The organism is Kitasatospora sp. NPDC096147 (genome assembly GCF_044763225.1).
GTDB lineage: Bacteria > Actinomycetota > Actinomycetes > Streptomycetales > Streptomycetaceae > Kitasatospora.
Genome location: NZ_JBIWFX010000001.1, coordinates 530,439 through 548,668 on the forward strand (window position 1 = coordinate 530,439; position 18,230 = coordinate 548,668).

Annotated in this window: 17 protein-coding genes; 10 read left to right on the plus strand and 7 right to left on the minus strand. The window is 73.5% G+C overall.

Annotation, left to right across the window (positions count from 1 at the left end):
- Window positions 1-47: 47 nt before the first annotated feature.
- The gene (locus ACIRBX_RS02015) at window positions 48-743 is read right to left on the minus strand and encodes a pyridoxal 5'-phosphate synthase (protein ID WP_402293166.1); all 696 of its coding nucleotides are present in this window, start codon (window positions 741-743) and stop codon (window positions 48-50) included.
- Between the two features lie 711 nt (window positions 744-1,454).
- Window positions 1,455-2,162 carry an HAD family hydrolase gene (locus ACIRBX_RS02020; RefSeq protein WP_402293167.1) on the minus strand — a complete coding sequence of 236 codons (708 nt, stop codon included), beginning with the start codon at window positions 2,160-2,162 and terminating at the stop codon, window positions 1,455-1,457.
- A gap of 331 nt (window positions 2,163-2,493) precedes the next feature.
- On the opposite strand from ACIRBX_RS02020, the gene ACIRBX_RS02025 reads away from it, so the two are divergent.
- Entirely contained in the window at window positions 2,494-3,153 is a 660-nt protein-coding gene (locus ACIRBX_RS02025; RefSeq protein WP_402293168.1) for a class I SAM-dependent methyltransferase, read from the plus strand.
- 80 nt (window positions 3,154-3,233) lie between these two features.
- On the opposite strand, the gene cyaB is transcribed toward ACIRBX_RS02025, so the two are convergent.
- Entirely contained in the window at window positions 3,234-3,917 is a 684-nt protein-coding gene (cyaB, locus tag ACIRBX_RS02030) for a class IV adenylate cyclase (protein WP_402293169.1), read from the minus strand.
- A gap of 304 nt (window positions 3,918-4,221) precedes the next feature.
- Entirely contained in the window at window positions 4,222-5,145 is a 924-nt protein-coding gene (gene sigJ / locus ACIRBX_RS02035) for an RNA polymerase sigma factor SigJ (protein ID WP_402293170.1), read from the minus strand.
- Between the two features lie 293 nt (window positions 5,146-5,438).
- Here sigJ and ACIRBX_RS02040 point away from each other — a divergent pair, with 293 nt between their 5' ends.
- The 3 genes from ACIRBX_RS02040 to ACIRBX_RS02050 all read left to right on the plus strand — a co-directional run bounded on the left by ACIRBX_RS02040 (window position 5,439) and on the right by ACIRBX_RS02050 (window position 7,825).
- A complete protein-coding gene (locus tag ACIRBX_RS02040) occupies window positions 5,439-5,876 on the plus strand; it encodes a hypothetical protein (protein WP_402293171.1) in 438 nt (145 codons plus the stop codon).
- Between the two features lie 103 nt (window positions 5,877-5,979).
- Window positions 5,980-6,966, plus strand: coding sequence for a pseudouridine synthase (locus tag ACIRBX_RS02045; RefSeq protein WP_402293172.1), 987 nt, complete (start codon window positions 5,980-5,982; stop codon window positions 6,964-6,966).
- Between the two features lie 70 nt (window positions 6,967-7,036).
- On the plus strand, window positions 7,037-7,825 hold the full coding sequence (locus ACIRBX_RS02050; protein WP_402293173.1) for an SGNH/GDSL hydrolase family protein: 789 nt from the start codon (window positions 7,037-7,039) through the stop codon (window positions 7,823-7,825).
- Between the two features lie 165 nt (window positions 7,826-7,990).
- Here the strand turns inward: ACIRBX_RS02050 and ACIRBX_RS02055 are convergent, their stop codons facing one another.
- On the minus strand, window positions 7,991-8,899 hold the full coding sequence (locus ACIRBX_RS02055) for a diiron oxygenase (RefSeq protein ID WP_402293174.1): 909 nt from the start codon (window positions 8,897-8,899) through the stop codon (window positions 7,991-7,993).
- Between the two features lie 232 nt (window positions 8,900-9,131).
- On the opposite strand from ACIRBX_RS02055, the gene ACIRBX_RS02060 reads away from it, so the two are divergent.
- Window positions 9,132-11,294: a HEAT repeat domain-containing protein gene (locus ACIRBX_RS02060; protein ID WP_402293175.1), complete on the plus strand. Its 2,163-nt coding sequence runs from the start codon at window positions 9,132-9,134 to the stop codon at window positions 11,292-11,294.
- Window positions 11,295-11,500: 206 nt separating this feature from the next.
- Here ACIRBX_RS02060 and ACIRBX_RS02065 read toward each other — a convergent pair whose 3' ends face one another.
- A complete protein-coding gene (locus ACIRBX_RS02065; RefSeq protein WP_402293176.1) occupies window positions 11,501-12,403 on the minus strand; it encodes a hypothetical protein in 903 nt (300 codons plus the stop codon).
- 362 nt (window positions 12,404-12,765) lie between these two features.
- Between ACIRBX_RS02065 and ACIRBX_RS02070 the strand changes: the two genes are divergently transcribed.
- From ACIRBX_RS02070 to ACIRBX_RS02080, 3 genes are all read left to right on the plus strand, one after another.
- Window positions 12,766-13,077 (plus strand): hypothetical protein, encoded by a 312-nt coding sequence (locus tag ACIRBX_RS02070; protein ID WP_402293177.1) that lies wholly within the window; start codon window positions 12,766-12,768, stop codon window positions 13,075-13,077.
- 106 nt (window positions 13,078-13,183) lie between these two features.
- Window positions 13,184-14,005, plus strand: a complete 822-nt coding sequence (locus ACIRBX_RS02075) for an ABC transporter ATP-binding protein (RefSeq protein WP_402293178.1) — start codon at window positions 13,184-13,186, stop codon at window positions 14,003-14,005.
- Complete coding sequence (locus ACIRBX_RS02080; RefSeq protein WP_402293179.1) at window positions 14,002-15,714, plus strand: hypothetical protein; 1,713 nt, start codon at window positions 14,002-14,004, stop codon at window positions 15,712-15,714. The genes ACIRBX_RS02075 and ACIRBX_RS02080 overlap by 4 nt, the downstream gene beginning before the upstream one ends.
- Before the next feature lie 77 nt (window positions 15,715-15,791).
- On the opposite strand, the gene ACIRBX_RS02085 is transcribed toward ACIRBX_RS02080, so the two are convergent.
- A complete protein-coding gene (locus ACIRBX_RS02085; RefSeq protein WP_402293180.1) occupies window positions 15,792-16,592 on the minus strand; it encodes a hypothetical protein in 801 nt (266 codons plus the stop codon).
- 227 nt (window positions 16,593-16,819) lie between these two features.
- Here ACIRBX_RS02085 and ACIRBX_RS02090 point away from each other — a divergent pair, with 227 nt between their 5' ends.
- Complete coding sequence (locus ACIRBX_RS02090) at window positions 16,820-17,362, plus strand: EF-hand domain-containing protein (protein ID WP_402293181.1); 543 nt, start codon at window positions 16,820-16,822, stop codon at window positions 17,360-17,362.
- Between the two features lie 90 nt (window positions 17,363-17,452).
- Complete coding sequence (locus ACIRBX_RS02095; protein WP_402293182.1) at window positions 17,453-18,187, plus strand: DUF6193 family natural product biosynthesis protein; 735 nt, start codon at window positions 17,453-17,455, stop codon at window positions 18,185-18,187.
- The last annotated feature ends 43 nt before the right edge of the window (window positions 18,188-18,230 follow it).

The following is an 18,230-nucleotide window of genomic DNA, read 5'->3' on the forward strand; positions in this document are numbered from 1 at the left end:
CCCGTCCCACCACCGGCCCGGGGTGGTGCCGCCCCGCACGGGTCCCGTCAGGGCCAGAGCAGCGACCGCCGCCACCCCTCGCTCCCCCGGCAGTACGCCAACCGCACGTGCTGCCGCCCCGCGTCCCCCTGCCAGAACTCCACCGTGTCCGCCCGCAGCAGATACTTCGTCAGCCCCGGCACCGGCCCGTCCGGATCGACCGTCGCCAGGGCCAGCGCCCGCTCCCAGAGCGGTCCGAACTCCGCCAGCGACCCCAGGTCCTCGCTCTGCCGCCCGACCAGCGCGGCGGCGTGCGCGGCGGGGCTGACGCTGCGCTCCGCCCTCGGCGCGTCCTGCTGGTCCACCGCCACCACCGGCCCGCGCAGCCGCACCTGCCGCCCCGAGGCGGGCCAGTACGAAGTCATCGCCGCCCACGGCGCGGTCGCCAGCTGGTGTCCCTTCGGGCTCCGCCGGTCCGCCACGAAGCTCCAGGTGCCCGCAGCCGGATCGATGTCCCGCAGCCCGACGATCCGCGCGTCCGGCCGCCCGTCCCCGTCCACCGTGGAGAGGGTCACCAGCTGTGCATCCGGCACCCCGGCCCGCAGGGCCTCCAGCAGCCAGGCCACGTGCAGTTCGGCCGGCTCCGCAGGCACCTCCGTCACGTCGAAGCCCGGCAGCTCGCGGGCCATCGGCGGCCGGGACCGCAGCACCTCCCGCAGCTCCGCCAGCCGCCCGTCCCGCTCCCGCGCCACACCCTCATCCATCCCGGCCTCCTGACACCACGTCCCCCGACGGGTCTGCCCGCCACCCGACGGTCATTCTGCCGTGCCCGGAGCACACTCCTCGCCGACCACCTCCCCGGGCCGGTCCGTCGGTGGCCTGCCCGGACCGCTCGGCGCCGGACGTCCGGCGCGACGACGGCCCCTCCGGGCCGGGCACCAGCAGCCCGTGACCCACCGTCAGCACGAGGACCGCAACGGTCGGAGCACACCGAACGCCCGCCGCCCGGTACGAGGCCCCGCACCCCCGTGGCCTTCACTGCCCTGCGACCCCGGTACGGCACCGGCGGGACACTTCCCCGTCACGGCCTCCCGTTGCCCTCCGGGCCCGCCCCCGGATCCCCCGTGCACCACCGTCCGGTCCTCGACTACCGGCGGCCCAACCCAGCTGCCTCTCCCGAGCCGCCCGCCCCTGGGCCAACTCGCTCCCGCCCAGAGCCACTTCACGCGGAACCGCTCCCACCTGTATACCCCCGCCGCACTCGAGACCCGTCCGACCGACGGCCCGGTGGCTGTTTCACGACTGCGGCGATCACCGAGTCGCGCCGTACTGGGCCGACCGGGCCGCCGACTGGTCGGACGTAGCCGTCACGCGACTGAACTCGCCTCACTTGCCCGCGAGTTGCGGCCCTGCGCCGACGGGCCGCGAATGCCCGGACCGCGATGAGCCGGACAGGGCGCTCCGAGGCGGCACCCTCAGGTGCCGATCAAGGACGGATCGCCGGCGGCGGCGACGGCGTCGGACAGCGCCGGGAAGAACGGTCCCGGCCAGCTGTCCTCACGGGCGTGTGCGTCGTTGACCGCCCAGTCGGCGGCCCGCAGCATGACCGCGGTCATTCCTCGTGCGGTCGCGCCGCTGAGTTCGTCGCCGCCACCGTCGCCCACGTAGAGGCACTCACCGGCCGGTACACCAAGGTCCCGGGCGACCTTGCGGAACAGCTCCGGGTCCGGCTTCCTGCGCCCCTCCTCGCAGGACAGGACGACCGCGTCGACCAGCGGGGCGAGCGGCAGCGTCGGCCAGGTCTCGGCGAGTTCGACCGTGCAGTCGCTCAGGACCCCGATCCGAAGGCCGTCACGGCGAAGGCGCTCCAGGGTGTCGAGCGCGTCCTCGCGGAGAGTGAACAGTTCGCGCTGGCACGCGAGTCTGGCCGCCGTCGCGGCCGCCAGCGCCTCGTCGTCCGGGTCGACTCCGCAGCGCCCGGCGAGGGTGCGGATCGTCCGAGGCAGATCACCCAGCGCCCCGACGGCCCGTTCCGGGAACGATGCGTCCAGTGCCCGACGCCACTGCCGGACCGGGATCCCGAGCGGGGCCGCGCTGCGGGCCGCGTGTTCGTCCCAGATCTCCGTGGGCGTGCTCGGCGTCAGGGTGCCGAAGAAGTCGAAGATCACAGCGGAGAAGGGCATGACCGAGACCCTATCGGCCTCACCGGTACGACATCCGGCCGAAGTTGCGCGCCGTGACGCTCCAGCGGCCGGCCGAATGCCCTGATCGGCTGGGCTACGTACCCGTGGCGACGTCCTGGCCGAATTCCCGGGACACCGGTCAGCGACAGATCCAGGCCCAGGTCCGCATCCTCCGACCCACCCCGGCCACCCGTGCAGTCACCACCACCGGGAAGGCGCGGCTAGGAAGAATCCGGAGCGAACTACCCATCCCCAGCTCACACTTCAGCACCTCTACCACTCCTTGCTTCTCATTTGGCCTCCCACAGGTGCCATCTGATCCAATCACCCCATGCATCCCCTCCTCCTCCGCACATTCCGAGCGCTGGACCGCTTCCACTCCACCCACCCCTGGGACCACAACGCCCACTACCACCGCCGGATCCTCCGTCACCTCCCGAAGCAGTTCGGCAGCGCCCTCGACATCGGCTCCGGCAGCGGCGACCTCGCCCGGCTCCTGGCCACCCGCGCCACCACGGTGCACGGCATCGATGCCGACCCCGCCATCGTCGCCCGGGCCCGGGCGCTCACCCCTCACTCCGGCGCGGTGACCTTCACCGTCGGCGACGCCCTGCTCGACCCGCCCGCCGCCGGCCAGCACGACGTCATCACCTGTGTGGCCGCCATCCACCACCTGCCCTTCGGGGAGGCCCTCACCTGCTTCCGCCACCAACTGGCCCCGAACGGGACCCTGGTGGTCGTCGGCGTCTACCGCCCGCACACCCGCAGCGACTTCCTGATCGACGCCATCGCCATCCCCGCGAACCTGGCCATGGCCTGGCTCAAGAACAAGGGCCGCACAGCACCCCGGCCAACGGCGATGACCGCACCGACCGCACCCGCGACGATGACCTTCACGGACATCACAAGCGAGGCCCACCGCATCCTTCCCGGCGCCCGCCTGCGCCGCCGACTGTTCTGGCGCTACACCCTGGTGTGGCACCGACCCTGACCAGCAGCGAACGAACCCTCTCTCGCCGCTCCGCACGACCGACTCCTCGTCACCATCGGTGCGGGGTCCGCAGATCAGGTTCAACGTGCCTTCGCCACGGCCTCGGTGTACAGCTCCGTCGTCAAGTCACCTACGTGGATGCCGAGTCCGGCGAGCGCGGAACGTACCGCTCCCAGGGCAGAGGCCACCTCGCCCTCCGCCACCACGGCCTCGATTTCGATGAACGTCCCGTTCAGCTCCGGGACCCGTACCAGCGTCGCCAGCAGGTCCCAACCGCTCTCCCGCAGCGCGTAGTTCCGGCAGTGCTTCTCGAACCGGATCACCGGCCGGTACCCGAGCCCACGGACGATCGCATCCACCGCCTTCGCGTCCGCCACCTCCGTCTCGTACTCCGGCTTCGCCTCGGAGGCCCCGTCCAGTCGGGGCCCCTTGTACGTCAGCACCGTCCGTACGCCGCCGCTCCCGACCACCGTCCGGACCCGAAGTTCACGATCGCCCCGGCCCAACTCCTCGCCCTGGCCGTCGTAGTAGGTGTCCCGATAGATCTCCTCCCGCCCAGGCCCACACATCCCCTCCAGCCGGGCCGCCACCGCCGCAGGCTCCCGCACCACCGCCTTGAGCTCCACCTCGACGGACATGCAGACGCCTCTCTTGTCGCTGTGGGAGTACCACTCAACGGTGGTGACAGGGGCGATACATAATGCCGGATTCGTCGTCGGCGCCGCCCCATCAGACCGGCTGGGCACCACGAGGTGACCTGACACCGCAGGTGGATCGCGACAGCTCCAGACGGTCCGTCAGGACGGTAGTCTGACCGTTGAACACAACATCTCCAGAATGCGAGCAATGTCCGACTTCCCGGAAGTTGCACAGAACGCCTCCAGGCGCTGACATCACCCCAGCTCACAGAGTCTGCTCCCCGCACGCGCGAGGCTGCCCACTCCGCGAGCAGGGCTTGAGGCTTCCGGTCAGTTGCTCACCACACCGCCCAGAGGCAGTGCCCCATGCACCCCAAACCGCCGCCCACCCTCAATCACTTGACGCTCCGGCAGATCCCGCCGACCACCCTCACCGCTGCCCCGGCGCCGCTTCCCACCCCTGCAGCTTCTCCGGATTCCGCACCGCCCAGATCCGCGCGATCCGCCCGTCCCCGTCCAGTGCGAAGGCCGCCACCGTGACCGTGGTGCCGCCGAGGAGCGAGACCAGCCCGGGCCGGCCGTTGACCGAGTACTCCCGCAGCGTCTGGCCCGGTGAACGGTCGGCGATGCCCAGCAGGGCACCCACGATCTGCCCGGCACCGACCAGCGGTTGGAGGGCGGAGCTGACCAGCCCACCCCCGTCGGCGGTCAGCACCGCCCCGGGGGCCAGGAGCGCGACGAGAGCCGCTATGTCCTTCCGCTCCCAGGCGTGCTTGAAGTCGCGCACCACCCGCGCCTGATCCGCCGTCACCCCCGCCTCCGCACCGCTCGACAGCTCGGCCTGCCGGACCCGTCGCCGGGCCGAGGCGGTCAGCTGCCGGCACGCCGCCGCCGTGCGGTCGAGCACCACCGCCACGTCGCCGAAGGGGTAGCCGAAGACGTCGTGCAGGACGAAGGCGACCCGCTCGGCGGGGGTCATCGTCTCCAGGACGACCAGCAGCGCCATGTCCACCGACTCGTCCAGGGCGATCCGCTCCGCCGGGTCCTGGTGGCCGTCGCCGGGCTGGGCGGCGGGCCATTCGGTGCGGTCGGGCACCGGCTCGGGGATCCACTCGCCGACGTACCGTTCGCGCCGGGCCCGGGCCGAGCCGAGGAGGTCGAGGCAGATCCGGCTGGTGACGGTCGCGAGCCAGGCGTCGGGCGTCCGGATCGCCTCCTGCTGGGCGACCGGGAGGGCGTACCAACGGGCGTACGCCTCCTGGACGGCGTCCTCCGCCTCGGTCAGGGAGCCGAGCAGTCGGTAGCCGATGTTGAGGAGCCGGTGGCGCGCACCGTCCAACGTGGTCGTGGTCATAATCCGGCTGGCTCCTTGACAGTGGCGCTTCCCGACGGCGGCTCAGAACCCTGCCATGATCCACTGTCCGTCCCGCCGGGGCGAGACCCTTTCCGGGACCGGCACGAGGTCCGGGCGTCCCCCTGCACGAACGATCCGGGAGACAGCAGGATCAGCCGTCCTCCAGCGGCGAACCTCGCGCAACCACCCTCGCCGCGACCACCGACCTCACATTCCGGCGAGCCGTTTCGTCAGAAGGGTGAGCGACCGGGACGGACCCCCGGCGCCGAGTACAGGTGAGAGGACGGACGGCGATGGCCACCCTGACGATGACGACCCATCACACCCCCACCCCCAGGTTCCAGCCCTTCGTGCGGGTGGCGGTCGGCCTCCAGACCGCGACCATCCTGGCCCAGGCGATCAGCGCCGGCCTGGCCTTCACCACCTCCTACGGCGAGTTGCTGCACTCGGTGGGCGCCCGGGTGACGTACGGAGCGACGATGCTCTACGTGCTGGCCGCCGTGCTGGCCTGGCGGCCGGGCGGTGGGTCGGCGCGGCCGGTGCTGTACGCGACCGGGTTCCTGCTGTTGTCGTCGTTGCAGGTGGTGGCGGGGGTGTCGCACTGGGCGGGCCTGCACGTGCCGCTGGGTGTGCTGATGTTCGGCGGCAGCCTGCTCCGCCTCGGCCTGGACCTGGCCCGCTACCGCGCCGACGCGGCAGCGGCCGGAGACGGCGGGGTGTCGCGCACCTGACCGGACACGGTGCAGGGAGCAGCGAGCAGGGAGCAGCACAGCGAGTGGCACCCGCGACGGCCCTCACCTGCACCTACCCGCCCAGCGACTAGGCTGGCGCCCCATGAGACGCCGCCCCGCCGCCCCGCCCTCCCCCCTGCCGCAGCGGCTCGGCGTCGACCCCGTACGGCGTCGGCTCCCGGCTGCGGACCGGGGCGAGGACGGGGGCGAGGACGGCGGCGGCTGGCTGACGGTCCGTGACTACCTGCGCGAACTCCTGCCGGTGGATGCGGAGTCGGTGGACGCGCTGTTCGAGGGCGACGGCCCCGGCGACGGTGTCCACGGCACGGACGGCCGCCTCACGGCGGACTCGCCGTTCGTGCCGGAGGCGTGGATCTGGTACCACCGGGACCTGCCGTCGGAGGTGGAGGTGCCGTTCCCGCTCACGGTGGTGCACCGGGACGAGCGGATCGTCGTCGCGGACAAGCCGCACTTCCTCTCCATCGCTCCGCGCGGCAAGCACGTCACCCAGACCGCGCTCGCCCTGCTCCGACACCGGCTCGGCCTCCCCGAGCTCAGCCCGGCGCACCGCCTCGACCGGCTGACCGCCGGGCTGGTGCTGTTCGTGGTGCGGCCCCAGGACCGGCGGGCGTACCAGGAGCTGTTCGCCGAGCGGCGGGTCCGCAAGGAGTACCGGGCCGTCGCGCCGTACCGTCCTGGGCTGGAACTGCCGTGCACGGTGGAGAACCGTCTGGTGAAGGAGCGCACCGAGCTGACGGCCCGTGAGGTGCCGGGCGAGGCGAACAGCCGGAGCGTGGTGGAGCTGCTGACCCGGGACGGACGGTGGGGCGGATACCGCCTGCTGCCCGAGACGGGCAAGACCCATCAGCTCCGGGTCCACCTGGCCGGCCTGGGCATCCCGATCGCGAACGATCCGCTCTACCCCTGCGTACTGCCCGAGCAGGCACCGGACGACTTCCGCGATCCGCTCCAACTCCTGGCTCACACGCTGGAGTTCACCGACCCCCTGACCGGATCGGAGCTCCGCTTCGAGAGCACCCGACAGCTCGCCCACTGGCCCGGCCGACCCGCCTCCGACCCGGCCTTGTGAGCAAGATCACCCACGGGACTCCGTCACCTACGGTCGCGTAAGGTAGTTCACAAGGTGAACTATCTCCTCCATGGCTGACACACAGGAGACCCTTGACCTCAGCTCGTACGTGGCACTCGGCGACAGCTTCACCGAGGGCCTCAACGACGCCCGCCCGGACGGCGCGTACGCCGGCTGGGCCGACCGGCTCGCCCGACTGCTGGCCGCCCAGCGCCCGTTCGGCGACTTCCGGTACGCGAACCTGGCGGTCCGCGGTCGGCTGCTGGACCAGATCGTCGAGGAGCAGGTGCCCCGGGTCGCGGAGATCCGCCCCGACCTGGTGACGATCTGCGCCGGCGGCAACGACATCCTCCGGCCGGGCAGTGACCCGGACGCGGTGGCCGAACGGTTCGAGGCGGCCGTGGTGGAGCTGGCCCGGCACGCCGGGACGGTGCTGATCTGCACCGGTTTCGACACCCGCGGCATCCCGGTGCTCGGCATGCTGCGCGGCAAGATCGCCACCTACAACGGCCACCTCCGGGCCATCGCCGACCGGCACGGGCTGACGGTGGCCGACCTCTGGTCGCTGCGCTCGGTGCACGACCGCCGCGCCTGGAGCGAGGACCGGCTCCACCTCTCCCCCGAGGGCCACCAGCGGGTGGCCCTGCTGGCCGCCCGCTCGCTCGGCCTGCCGCTGGGTCCGGACCAGGACCCGGAGGCGCCCTGGCCGGCCGTGCCCGAGCCGACCACCGCCGAGCAGCGCCGGGAGAACCTCCAGTGGGCGCGCGAGTTCCTGGTGCCGTGGGTCGGCCGCCGCCTGCGCGGCGAGTCCTCGGGGGACAACGTGGAGGCCAAGCGCCCGGAGCTGCTCCCGCTCTGACCCGGCGTCGAGCAGCCGGCACCCAGCCCGCGTCCCACCAGTCACAGTCGTCGGCCGTCGGCCCGGACCTCGCCCCACGAGGCCCGGGCCGAGCCGTCCGACCACCCCGGCCGGCTCAGCCGGATCCGAACCGGAGCCGAAGCCGGAGCCGCCACGGCCAGCCCGTCAGATCACCCCGGCACGGCGGAGCAGCCAGCGGTTGGTCCGGCCCACCAACCCGGCCCGGTCGAGGACACCGATCGCCTTCGCCGCCATCTCGGTCTTGGTGGCCCGCCAGTGCGGGTTGCGCCGGGCCGCGGCTCGGCCCGCCTTCGGGTCGATGCCGACCGCCGCGTAGAGCCGGGGGTTGATCAGGCCGAGGGTGGAGCGGTGGATGATCAGGCCGATCAGCAGCTGCTCGTAGCAGCGGCGCAGCCGGCCGACCCGGGTGCGGACCAGCTCCTCCCTGGCGTAGGTGATGTGCCGGGACTCCTCGATCACGTGGATCCGGGAGACCTGCCGGGTGAGCGGCTGGAGCGATTCGTCGTTCATCAGCTCGCGCTGGAACGCGTCCAGGATCTCCTCCACGTACATGGTGCCGCCGAAGGTCTGACTGTGCGTCGAGATCGCCTTGAAGATCCGGCCGAGCTCGTGCGAGAGCCGTCCCGGGCCGTAGTACGGGACGCCCATCCAGGAGATCATCTTGGCGAACATCACCGAGTGCCGGCACTCGTCGGCGATCTCGGTGAGCGCGTACTGCACGTGCGCGCTGGTCGGGTCCCGGTCGAAGGCGTGGCGCAGCAGCATCTGCATCAGGATCTCCTCGAACCAGATCCCGAGACTGGCCACGCTCGCCACCTCGTGCTTGCTCAGCTCGATCCGCTGCTCCTCGTCGAGGCCCTGCCACAGCTCGGTGCCGTAGAGCGAGAGCCGGTGCGGCCCGCAGTAGTAGCGGCCGGGGATCGGCGGGGCGTCCCAGTCGACCTCGGTGAGCGGGTCGAAGGAGAGCCGGGCCGAGGAGGCGAGCAGCCGCTCGGCGGTGCGGCGGCGCTCCTCGGGCCAGGCTTCGGGGGCGGTCCGGACGGCCTTGGTCATCGGCCCTCTTCCTTCCTCTCGGCTGACGGGCGCTCACACGCGGCGCGCGCACCCTCTCGCCGGACGGTAGGCCCTATTAGACACACCGTCAATACTTCTCACCGCACCTCCCGCTCCGCCGCCCCGCGCCCCGTCACCTTCCGCGCCCCGCCGGGCAGTTGGAGACACCGGTCCGACCGCGCCGCACGGAGCCCGGCACCGACTGTCGGTGCACCGTGCGAACGTGCGGCTCATGATCGAAAACCGCGAGGGCACCGACTGGTCGTCCCTCAGCCACGCCTACGGCCGAGCCGACGAAGTGGCGCACTGGCTGGAGCAGATGGGTTCGCCCGACCCCGAGGTCCGGACTGAGGGCTTCAGCCGCTTCTACAGCTCGGCCCTCCACCAGGGCACGGTGTACGACTCCACCACGGCGAGCGTGCCGCACCTGTTCACACTGGCCGGGGACGCCAGGACACCCGACCGGGCCGCCGTCGTCAGACTGCTGGTCGCCATCGGCAGTTCGGCACTGGAGCACCTCACCTTCTACTCCGAGGGCTACGACCCGGCCGTCCACGGAGCCACGCCCGATTCGGAGGCGGCGGCACAGCTCCGCGAGCGCGCCGGTGACTTCGTCCGGTACTCGGCGGCCCCGGACCCGGAGCTGCGCCGGGCCGCCATCCCGGCGCTGGGCCACTTCCTCGACGACGGTGACCTGGCGATGGCCCTCCTGCGCGATCGGCTGTCGGCCGCGACCGACACGGCGGAACGCCTGCTGGTGGTCGAGGCCGCCGCGTCCCTGGCCGGACGGCTGGCCTCCGCACTCGCCCCGGTGACGGGCTGGCTCGGCACCCTCGCCGCCGACCCGGTCTCGGACGCCGGCCTCCGGCTCGCCGCCCTGGTTCACCGCGCGGAGTGCGCACCCCAGACGATCGACGCCACGCTCGTCCCCACGGCGATCGACCTGCTCGGGCGTTTCCCCCTCGACCCCGGGCCCGCACCGGCGCCCGGCGCACCGGCGCCCGGCGCACCGGCGGCGGCCACCGGCGCCGCCGCCTGCGAGCAATGCACCTGCACGGCCGAGGACGACGACCAGGCGGCGGCAGCCGCGCCCAGGCCGAGCAGCAACCCGCAGCTGGACGCCATCCTCGCCACCCTGGACCGGCAGGGCCAGGCCTACTCGCCCACCACCGAACCGCTGATCACCCTGCACCGGCTGGTGGACTCCCGGGTCTCCGACCGGACCGCCCTGCTCACCGCACAGTTGCGCAGCGCCGACCGCGCCATCCGCTACGACGCCATCGGCATGGCCCACTCCCTGGTCCGCTCCTGGCGCGGTGACCACACCGGCCTCGTCCTGCTGCTCGCCGACTGCCTGCTGCCGCACGACCCGTACACCACGGCCGAGGCCGCCACCGCCCTCGGCTCACTCCCCGCCACCATCGCCGAACCCGCACGCGAAGCCCTCGCCGCCCTGGTCGCGGCGGACCGGGCGACCCACGGGCCGGACGTCTGGTGCGCCCGGCAGCCCGCGCTGCGCCGGGCCCACCAGGAGGCGGTCACCACGCTGGCCGGGCTCGGCGACGAGCGCGCACTGCCCAGCCTGCTGACCGCACTGGACACCGGCACCGACGACTGGCGTGCCCTCCGGGCGGTCGGCCCGCTCGGCCGAGCCGCCGACGAGCTGCTGCCGAGGCTCCTGCCCCGCCTGGCCGGGATCGACTTCACCGAGGAGTGGTTCTGGTCCGACGCCTCGTCACTGATCGCGGCCCTCGGCGATTTCGGCCACCCGGCCGCCGTGCCGGCGCTGATCTCGGGCCTGACCGAGGCCATCCGTCAGGAGCAGTGGGCCGGCGCCAGGTCCATCATCCACGCCCTCACCCTCATCGGCCCCGACGCCGCTCCCGCACTCGCCACCATCCGACCGCTCGCGGAGGCCGCGGACCCGGCCCTCCGCCTCGCCACGGCCCGGTCCCTCTGGGACATCGCTCACGACCCCGCCGCAGTCCCCCTGCTGATCGCCTGCATCGACACCCCGGAACACGAAGGCGCCACCGAGGTCCTCGCCCGGATCGGCGCGCAGGCGGCCGATGCTCTGCCCCGTCTGCGGCACACGCTGGAAGCCAGCCACCTGTGGCCCCGGATGCACGCCGCGACCGCGATCCAGGCCATCGGCGGCCCGGCCGAGTCCGAGACCCTCCTGCCCACCGTGCTGGAGCTCTGGGCGGAGAACGACGTGACCGCCCTCGACGTCGTGCGCTGCCTGCAACGGATGGGTCCGGCCGCCGCACCCGCCCTCCCCCTGCTCCGGGCCGAACTCGACCGGCCCGAACGCGGCGGCGGCTTCTTCGGGAGCATCGAGAGGGACGAGGAGCTGCAGCACGCCTGTCGCGCCGTCATCGCCCGGCTCGGCTGAGTCCGCCCGGCCCCTCGGGGGCACACCCAGGAGCCGGATCCTCAGGCCGAGCCACAGCGAACTCGCTTTTACAGCACGACAGTTCAAGATGCTCGGCGGTGGACTGACACCGCACCTCTCCCCCGGAGGTTGACGGAGCGGGGCGGTGAGGCGTTCAACGCCTCACCGCCCCGTACCTGACTGCCCTCCTCGGGCGGAGCCGACGGTCAGTCAAGGGCCTTCCGCTTGGCGGCGGCGGAGATGCCGGCGGCCGTCCAGTAGTCCGGGTCCGCCGGGGCGCGCCGGGCGAGGTCCTCGCGGACCTGGTCGGCGAGCCTGCGGGTGTCGCGGCGGTTCATGGTGGCGCCGAGGCCGGCGCCGATCAGCAGCGGGGTGAGGGAGGGCAGCTTGCGCAGCGTGCTGCGGGTGAGGCGCTTGCGCAGCTTCGAGCGGACCTCGGAGCTGACCGCCATCGCCGCCAGACCGGCCGGGCGGACCAGCACGGCCCGGTCGATGCCCCGGCCGTCCGCCCAGGCGCTGACGTAGGCGGTGGCGCGCTGCGCCATCGTGCCCTCGGCCGGCACGCCGTAGATCTCGTGCAGCTCGGCGATCAGCTTGATCTCCACGGCGGCCACCGACAGCGTCTCGGCCGCGATCTCCACCGGCATCGCGGGCGGCACCGGCATCATCGCGGCCGCGCCGGCCCCGGCGCCGAGGGCGGCGGAGGAGCGGCAGGCGCCGAGGGTGATCAGCTCGGCCAGTTCGGCGGGGGTGGCGGCGTTCGGGTGCTGGGCCCGGAGGGTGGCCAGGCTGCGGACCGGGATCCGGGGTGCGGCGTCCAGCAGCCGGTCGGTGAGGGCCTTGCCGCCGTAGCCGGCGCCCTTGGCCGCCGCCTTCCCGCCCCGGGCCAGCGCGGTGGCGAGCGAGCCGACCAGCGCACCGGCCCGCTGGCTGCCCTTGCGCCGGTACCACGCCTCCCGGACGGCCGGGGCGCTGTCGGGCAGGCTGCGCTCCATCTCGGCCGAGAGGGCGGCCAGCTGCCCGGCGACGTCCCCGCCCCCGCCGCCCGCACTCCCCTTGTCCGGCCCGGGATCGGGCTGCCCGGCTCTCCTCCGTCGGATGATTCCCATGAAATGCGCGTACCCGCTCCGCTCCGCCGCCACGCCGCCCGGTGACCCCGATCTCCCCCTGGTACCGCTCCGGTCTCGGTTCGGGCATGCCCACGCCCACGAACGAGCTCCGCCCGCCACACTGGGTACGGCCGGTCTGACGGGGCGTCACGGGGGCAAACGCCGGACCCGGCCGGGCCCAGGCACCGGTGCACTCGGAAGCGCGCCTCGACGTGCTCGCCGATGTCCGCACCGGTGCCCGCTCCGCGCTGCTCCGTCCACCACGCCCCCCTGCCTGCGCACCACGCTCCGTTGCACCGCGCTCGGCTGCACCAGCGCGCTGGTGCGCCGCGCGCTGGTGCACCATGACGAGGGGACAGTCCGTGCGGACCACCGAGAGACCCCGTGCCACGCACCACCGGACCGATCTGCACCTGGCGGCCCTGCTCGGCGGTGCCACCGCCGTCCTCGACCTCCTCCTGCTGCTCGTCGTCACCGAGGCCGGGCACCTGCTGCTCGCCTTCCACGCGGGCGGCGCCACCGTCGCCGCCGTCCGGGCGCTCTGGTACCCGGCTCCGGCCGCCCGCCAGCTGCGCCGACTCGCCGGCTGGCTGCTGACCAGCCAACTCGCTGTCGTGGCAGCCCTCCTGGCCACCCTCGTCGCCGTCCACTGGGCGCACCGCGGCACGCCCTGACGCACGGCCGGGACAGAGCTTGAACAGACCTTGAACACCTCCCGACGGTCCCGGACGGTTCGGTGGGTACTGTGGGCGGGTCCTCCCTCGAAAGGCTCCCTCCCCCATGGCCAAGAACGCCGCCGGATCACCTGCCAAGGCCCCGAAGGCCCTGCTGCAACTGACCGGCGTCAGCCGCTCCTACGGCGACCGGGAGGTGCTGCACCCGATGAGTCTCTCGCTGGCCCCCGGCGAGTGCGTCGCACTGCTCGGCCACAACGGGTCGGGCAAGTCCACCCTGCTCCGGGTCGCGGCCGGGCGGGACGCGCCCAGCAAGGGCACCGTGCGGTTCGACGGCCTCCCGATGGACCAGAACGACCCCCGCATCCGGGCCCGGGTCGCGGTGGTCGGGGACACCGTCGCCTGCTACCCCGATCTGACGGTCCGGGAGCACCTGCTGCTGGTGGCGGTCGCGCACGGGGTCGCCGACGCCGCCGACTGGATCACCGAGGTGCTGGCCCACCGCAACCTCACCGAACGGGCCGATGCCCTGCCCTCGGCCCTCTCCTCCGGCCAGATGCAGGCCCTGCTGCTGGCCTGTGCCATGGTCCGGCCCCGTGACCTGCTGTTGCTGGACGAGCCGGAGCAGCGGCTCGACCCGGAGGCCCGGCATGACCTCGCCGAGCTGCTGAAGGGCGAACTCGCGGACGGCGTCGCGGTGTTGCTGGTCACCCACCACACCGATCTGGCCCTCGACGTGGCCGACCGGGTGGTGGTGCTGGAGGACGGCCGGGTGGTCAGGCAGGGCAAGCCCCGCCAGGTGCTCGCGGCCGAGCACGCCGCGCGCACCGCCGCCGCGACGGCGAACACCGCCACCGACGGCCCCGGCGCCGACGCCGGAAGCGGCTCGGGCTCCGGCCGCGCCGCCCGCTCGGGGGGCACTCGATGAGCACCGCGACCCCCACCAGCCCGGCGGCGGCCGAGCCCGACACCGCACCCGAACCGTGGTCGCCGGACGACGACTGGACGGACGAGACCCTCGCGCTGCTGCGCGCCCTGCGCGCGCCGCACCGCCGCAACCGCGCCAAGTCCGTCGGGTTCGCGCTCTACTGCGTGCTGCTCGGTCTGGTGGTCTGGGGCGGTGTGCCCAGCCTCGGCCTCTTCCTCCAGGCGTCGATGGGCGCCGACTACACCGGCCATGGCGGTGACCTGCTCGCCGCGATGCCGGCGGGCATCACCGCCATCGGGCTGACCACCTTCCTGCTCCTGCTCCGGGACGGCCTGTGGCGCGGCCCGGTGGTGCCGCCCCGGGCGGCGATGGACTGGCTGCTCACCCACCCCGTCCGGCCGCGCCCGGTGCTCCGGCCGTGGTTCTGGCTGTCCTGCGCGGTGGCCGCCTTCCCCGGGCTGGTCGCCGCGGTCGGCGGGATGGTCGCCCTCGGACTGACCGTCCGCACCGGCCTGCCCGCCGCCCTCGGCTGGTGCCTGCTCGGCGGGCTCGGCGTCCCGCTGCTGGCCACCTGTGCGGCCCTGGTGGTGGAGCGCAGCGACCGCGCCGCGCACTGGGTGCGCCGCCTCACCCCCTACCTCACCGCGCTCGTGCTCGCGCTCACCGCGCAGACCGTGCTCACCGTGGCCGGGCACCCGGTGCCGTGGCTGGAGCGGATCGAACTCTGGTCGGGTCCGTGGGGCTGGGCCGCGCTCGCCGCGCTGGCGCCGACCCCGGCCGCCGTCCCGGGCGGCTGGGTGGCCGCCGCCCTGCTGGTGCTCTCCACCGCCGCCGCCCTGGTGGCCGCCGACCGGACCGCCGCCACCGTCCCGCTGGCCCGCCTGCGCGAACGGGCCCGGACCGCCGCCGGTGTGCTCGCCGCGCTCCGCACCGTGGAGCTGCGCAGCGCCCGACTGGCCGTCAACAGTGCCAACGGCAGCACCCGGCAGTTCCGGCTCCGGCTCCCGGCACCGCGACGGCCGTGGCTGGTGGTCCCGTGGCGGGACACCCTGGCCCTGCTCCGCTCCCCCGCCCGGCTGGGCCGCGCGGTCGCCCTGGCGGTGCCCGCACCGTTCTGCGCCGTCCTGGCCCACGGCGCGCAGGGCCTGCTGTCCTGGCTCGCCACCGCCGTCGCCCTGGTCTTCGGCTACCTGGCGGTGGCCCAGCTGCTGGAGCCCGCCCGGATCGAGACCGACGACGTCCGCCGGGCCTCCTGGTCCCCGTACCCGTTCGCGGGCCTGATGCTCCGTCACGCCGTCGTCCCGACCGTCGCCGCCCTGCTGCTCGGCCTCGCCTGCGCCGCCGCCCTGGCGGCGGCGGGCGCCGGGGCGGTGGCCTGGCTGGCACCGGCCGCGGCGCCGGCGCTGGTCGCGGCCGGGATGGTGAACGCCTGCCGGGGCGTGGTGCGCAAGGACCTGCTGTTCTCCCCGGCCCAGGGCGCGGGTGGCGGCACCGGCCCGCTGGTCTTCGCCGCCTGGTACGCGGCCGGCCCGGCGGTGGGGATCGCCGTACTGACCCCGCTGTTCTCCTCGGCCCTCCGCGCCGGCACCGGCCCGGCGGTCGCCAGGGCCGCGCTGATGGCGGCGGTGGTCGCGGTCCTGCTGCTCCGCTGGGCCCGGGCCCGGGCCGCTCGGATGGCCACGGCCCGGGTCGGCGAGGGCGCGGCCTGACCACCTCCCATCACCGGTCGGCGGGCTGCTTCTGCTGCTTCTCCTCGTGCGCAGCCCGTCGGCCGGGACCGGTCCGCTCAGCCCAGCGCGCGTTCCATCCGGCCGAGCACCGTCCGCAGCACCCCGTGGCGGTCGCCACCCGGCGGGAGCTGCGGGAGCAGGGCCCGGAGGCGACGCGCCGCGTCGAGGCGGACGTGCCCGACCCCGCTCACCGTGATCAGCGCGTTGATCGCGTGGATGGCCCAGTACTGGCTGAAGCCCAGCGGCTCCGCGAGCGCCGCCTCGACCAGCTCCGGCCAGTACTCCAGCTCGGGCTTGGCGTACAGCCGGGCGTAGGCCGCGAGCCGCACTCCGGCGTCGGTGGATCGCAGAGCCGTGGCCGGGTCGAAGGCGTCGAGCCCCGGGGTGATCCTGGCCAGCTCGACGAAGATCTGCTCCTGCTGGTAGGTCCGCGCCGGCCCGGACGGTTCGCGCCGCCGGAGGTCGGTGAACTCCGCGATCAGCGCGGCGAGTTCGGTGCCGCCACGGACACCCTCCCCACCCGCCGCCGCCAGCGCCACGCGGGCCTGCCGACTGGCGTCGTCGCCCACGGACCGGGCCTGGGCGGCCTGCAGCTCGACCGCCTCCACCCGTTCCTGCAACTGCCGGTACTGGAGCTTGGTGCCGCCGGGGAGCTCGATGCTCTCGAACAGCTCGCCCAGCCACGGCACCACCGCGACCACGGCCAGCACCACCGTCACGGCGTCCACCTTCAGCTCCGGCCGGACGGTGTGCAGCACGCCGATCCCGAGGGCGCCGAGGGAGACGAGCGAGGCGATCAGCTGCCTTCGCCGACTCCCGGCCGGCTGCGGCTGGTTGTGCGGTTCCTGGTCCGCCATGGTGTCATCGTCCCAGATCCGCGCGGGAGTTGCACCGACCGGGTTCCGGGGCGCGGCAGGCTGCGGAACCGCCCCCCAGCACCGGCCCGGCCGGTGCGTACCACATCGACTGGCCATACCGCTGGAAACCGTCTGAATTCCGGCGTCCCCGACGCCAACGGACCTAAGGTGACCGCCAGGTCGCCACGTTCTGCTGGCGCAGCGGTTCGGCACAGGGAGGTCCATCCATGGCCAACGAGTTCCAGCGACGCAAGCTCCGCAACGTCTTCGCCGCCTTCGACGCGGACGGGGACGGCTACCTGCGGAAGGCGGACTTCGAGGCGCTGGTGGTCCGCTGGAGCCAACTCCCCGCCGTGCAACGGAGCTCAGAGCTGCACGCCCGGGTCGAGGCGTTCCTGCTGGGCTGGTGGGACCACCTGGCCGCGGTGGCCGACACCAACCGCGACGACCGCGTCGACATGGACGAGATGCTCGCCCTGGTCGACCAACTCCCCACCATCCGGGGCACGGTGACCGCCACGGCGGACACCGTCTTCGACGCCGTGGACGAGAACGGGGACGGCCGGATCTCCCGCGAGGAGCACCGCCGGCTCATCGACGTCTGGCACGGCCGGACGGTGGAGACCGAGGACGTCTTCGACCACCTCGACCTGGACGGGGACGGTTTCCTGAGCCGGCCGGAGTTCGCCCTGCTCTGGGCGCAGTTCTGGATCAGCGCCGACCCGTCGGAGCCGGGCAACGTGATGTGCGGGCGGATTCCGGCGCAGTAGTCCCGGCTGTCCCGACCTGGCCGACCGGCGGCTGCCGCACAATGGGTGGGAGGCAGGGGCGGGGGCGAGCGGGTGCCAGGGGGCAGCATGATGATCGGCGACCAGTTGAGGCGTACGGCAGAGGGCCTCGGAGTCGTACTGCCCGAGCCGGATCCTGCGTTCTCGGGCATCGCGAAGTACGGCGACGAGGGGACCGGCCGACAGGTGACGGTGCTTCCGCCCTGCGAGCCGATCGAGGGCTCACGACGGCGGGAGACGTATCCACCCGGTGAACAGGACGGGGGCTTCTGGACGGCCCTCGGGAGCCACGGCGTGACCATGGCCGGTGGATGGATCGCAGAACCGGCCGAAGTGGTCAGGGCGACGGCGGTGTGGCTGAGCGGGGCAGGGCTGGCGGAGACTCGGGCCCGGGCCCCGCGCATCTCGTTCCGCCCGTGGGCCTTGGCACACGAACAGGAGCCGCTCGGTGCGGTCGAGTTGGTGTGGCAGGTCAAGCTCGACAGCCTTCACACCTCGCAGCGGGGCCGGTTCACTCGCCACGGAGCGCTGTTGACGGCGGCATACGCCCAGCCGGCGCTCCGCCGACTGACTCCGATCACCAGCCACTTGAACGTCTGGTTCACCACCAGGATCGAGCCTTCCGACAACAGGCAGGTCGGGTTCGGCCACTGGGGAGGGCTGGTCGGGTGCGGCCTGTTCCCGCACGACGAGCGGCGGTACGGGGTACGTCGCAGCAGCGGGGAGTTGGTCGGACGCACCGAGAGTCCGGAAGAAGCCGTCGCCCTCGTGGTGGCCGGCCTCTCGGAGGGGCTCGGACTGGTGTGACCTTCCCCCCGACCCGGCGAACCGTACCGACGTCCGGTGGGCC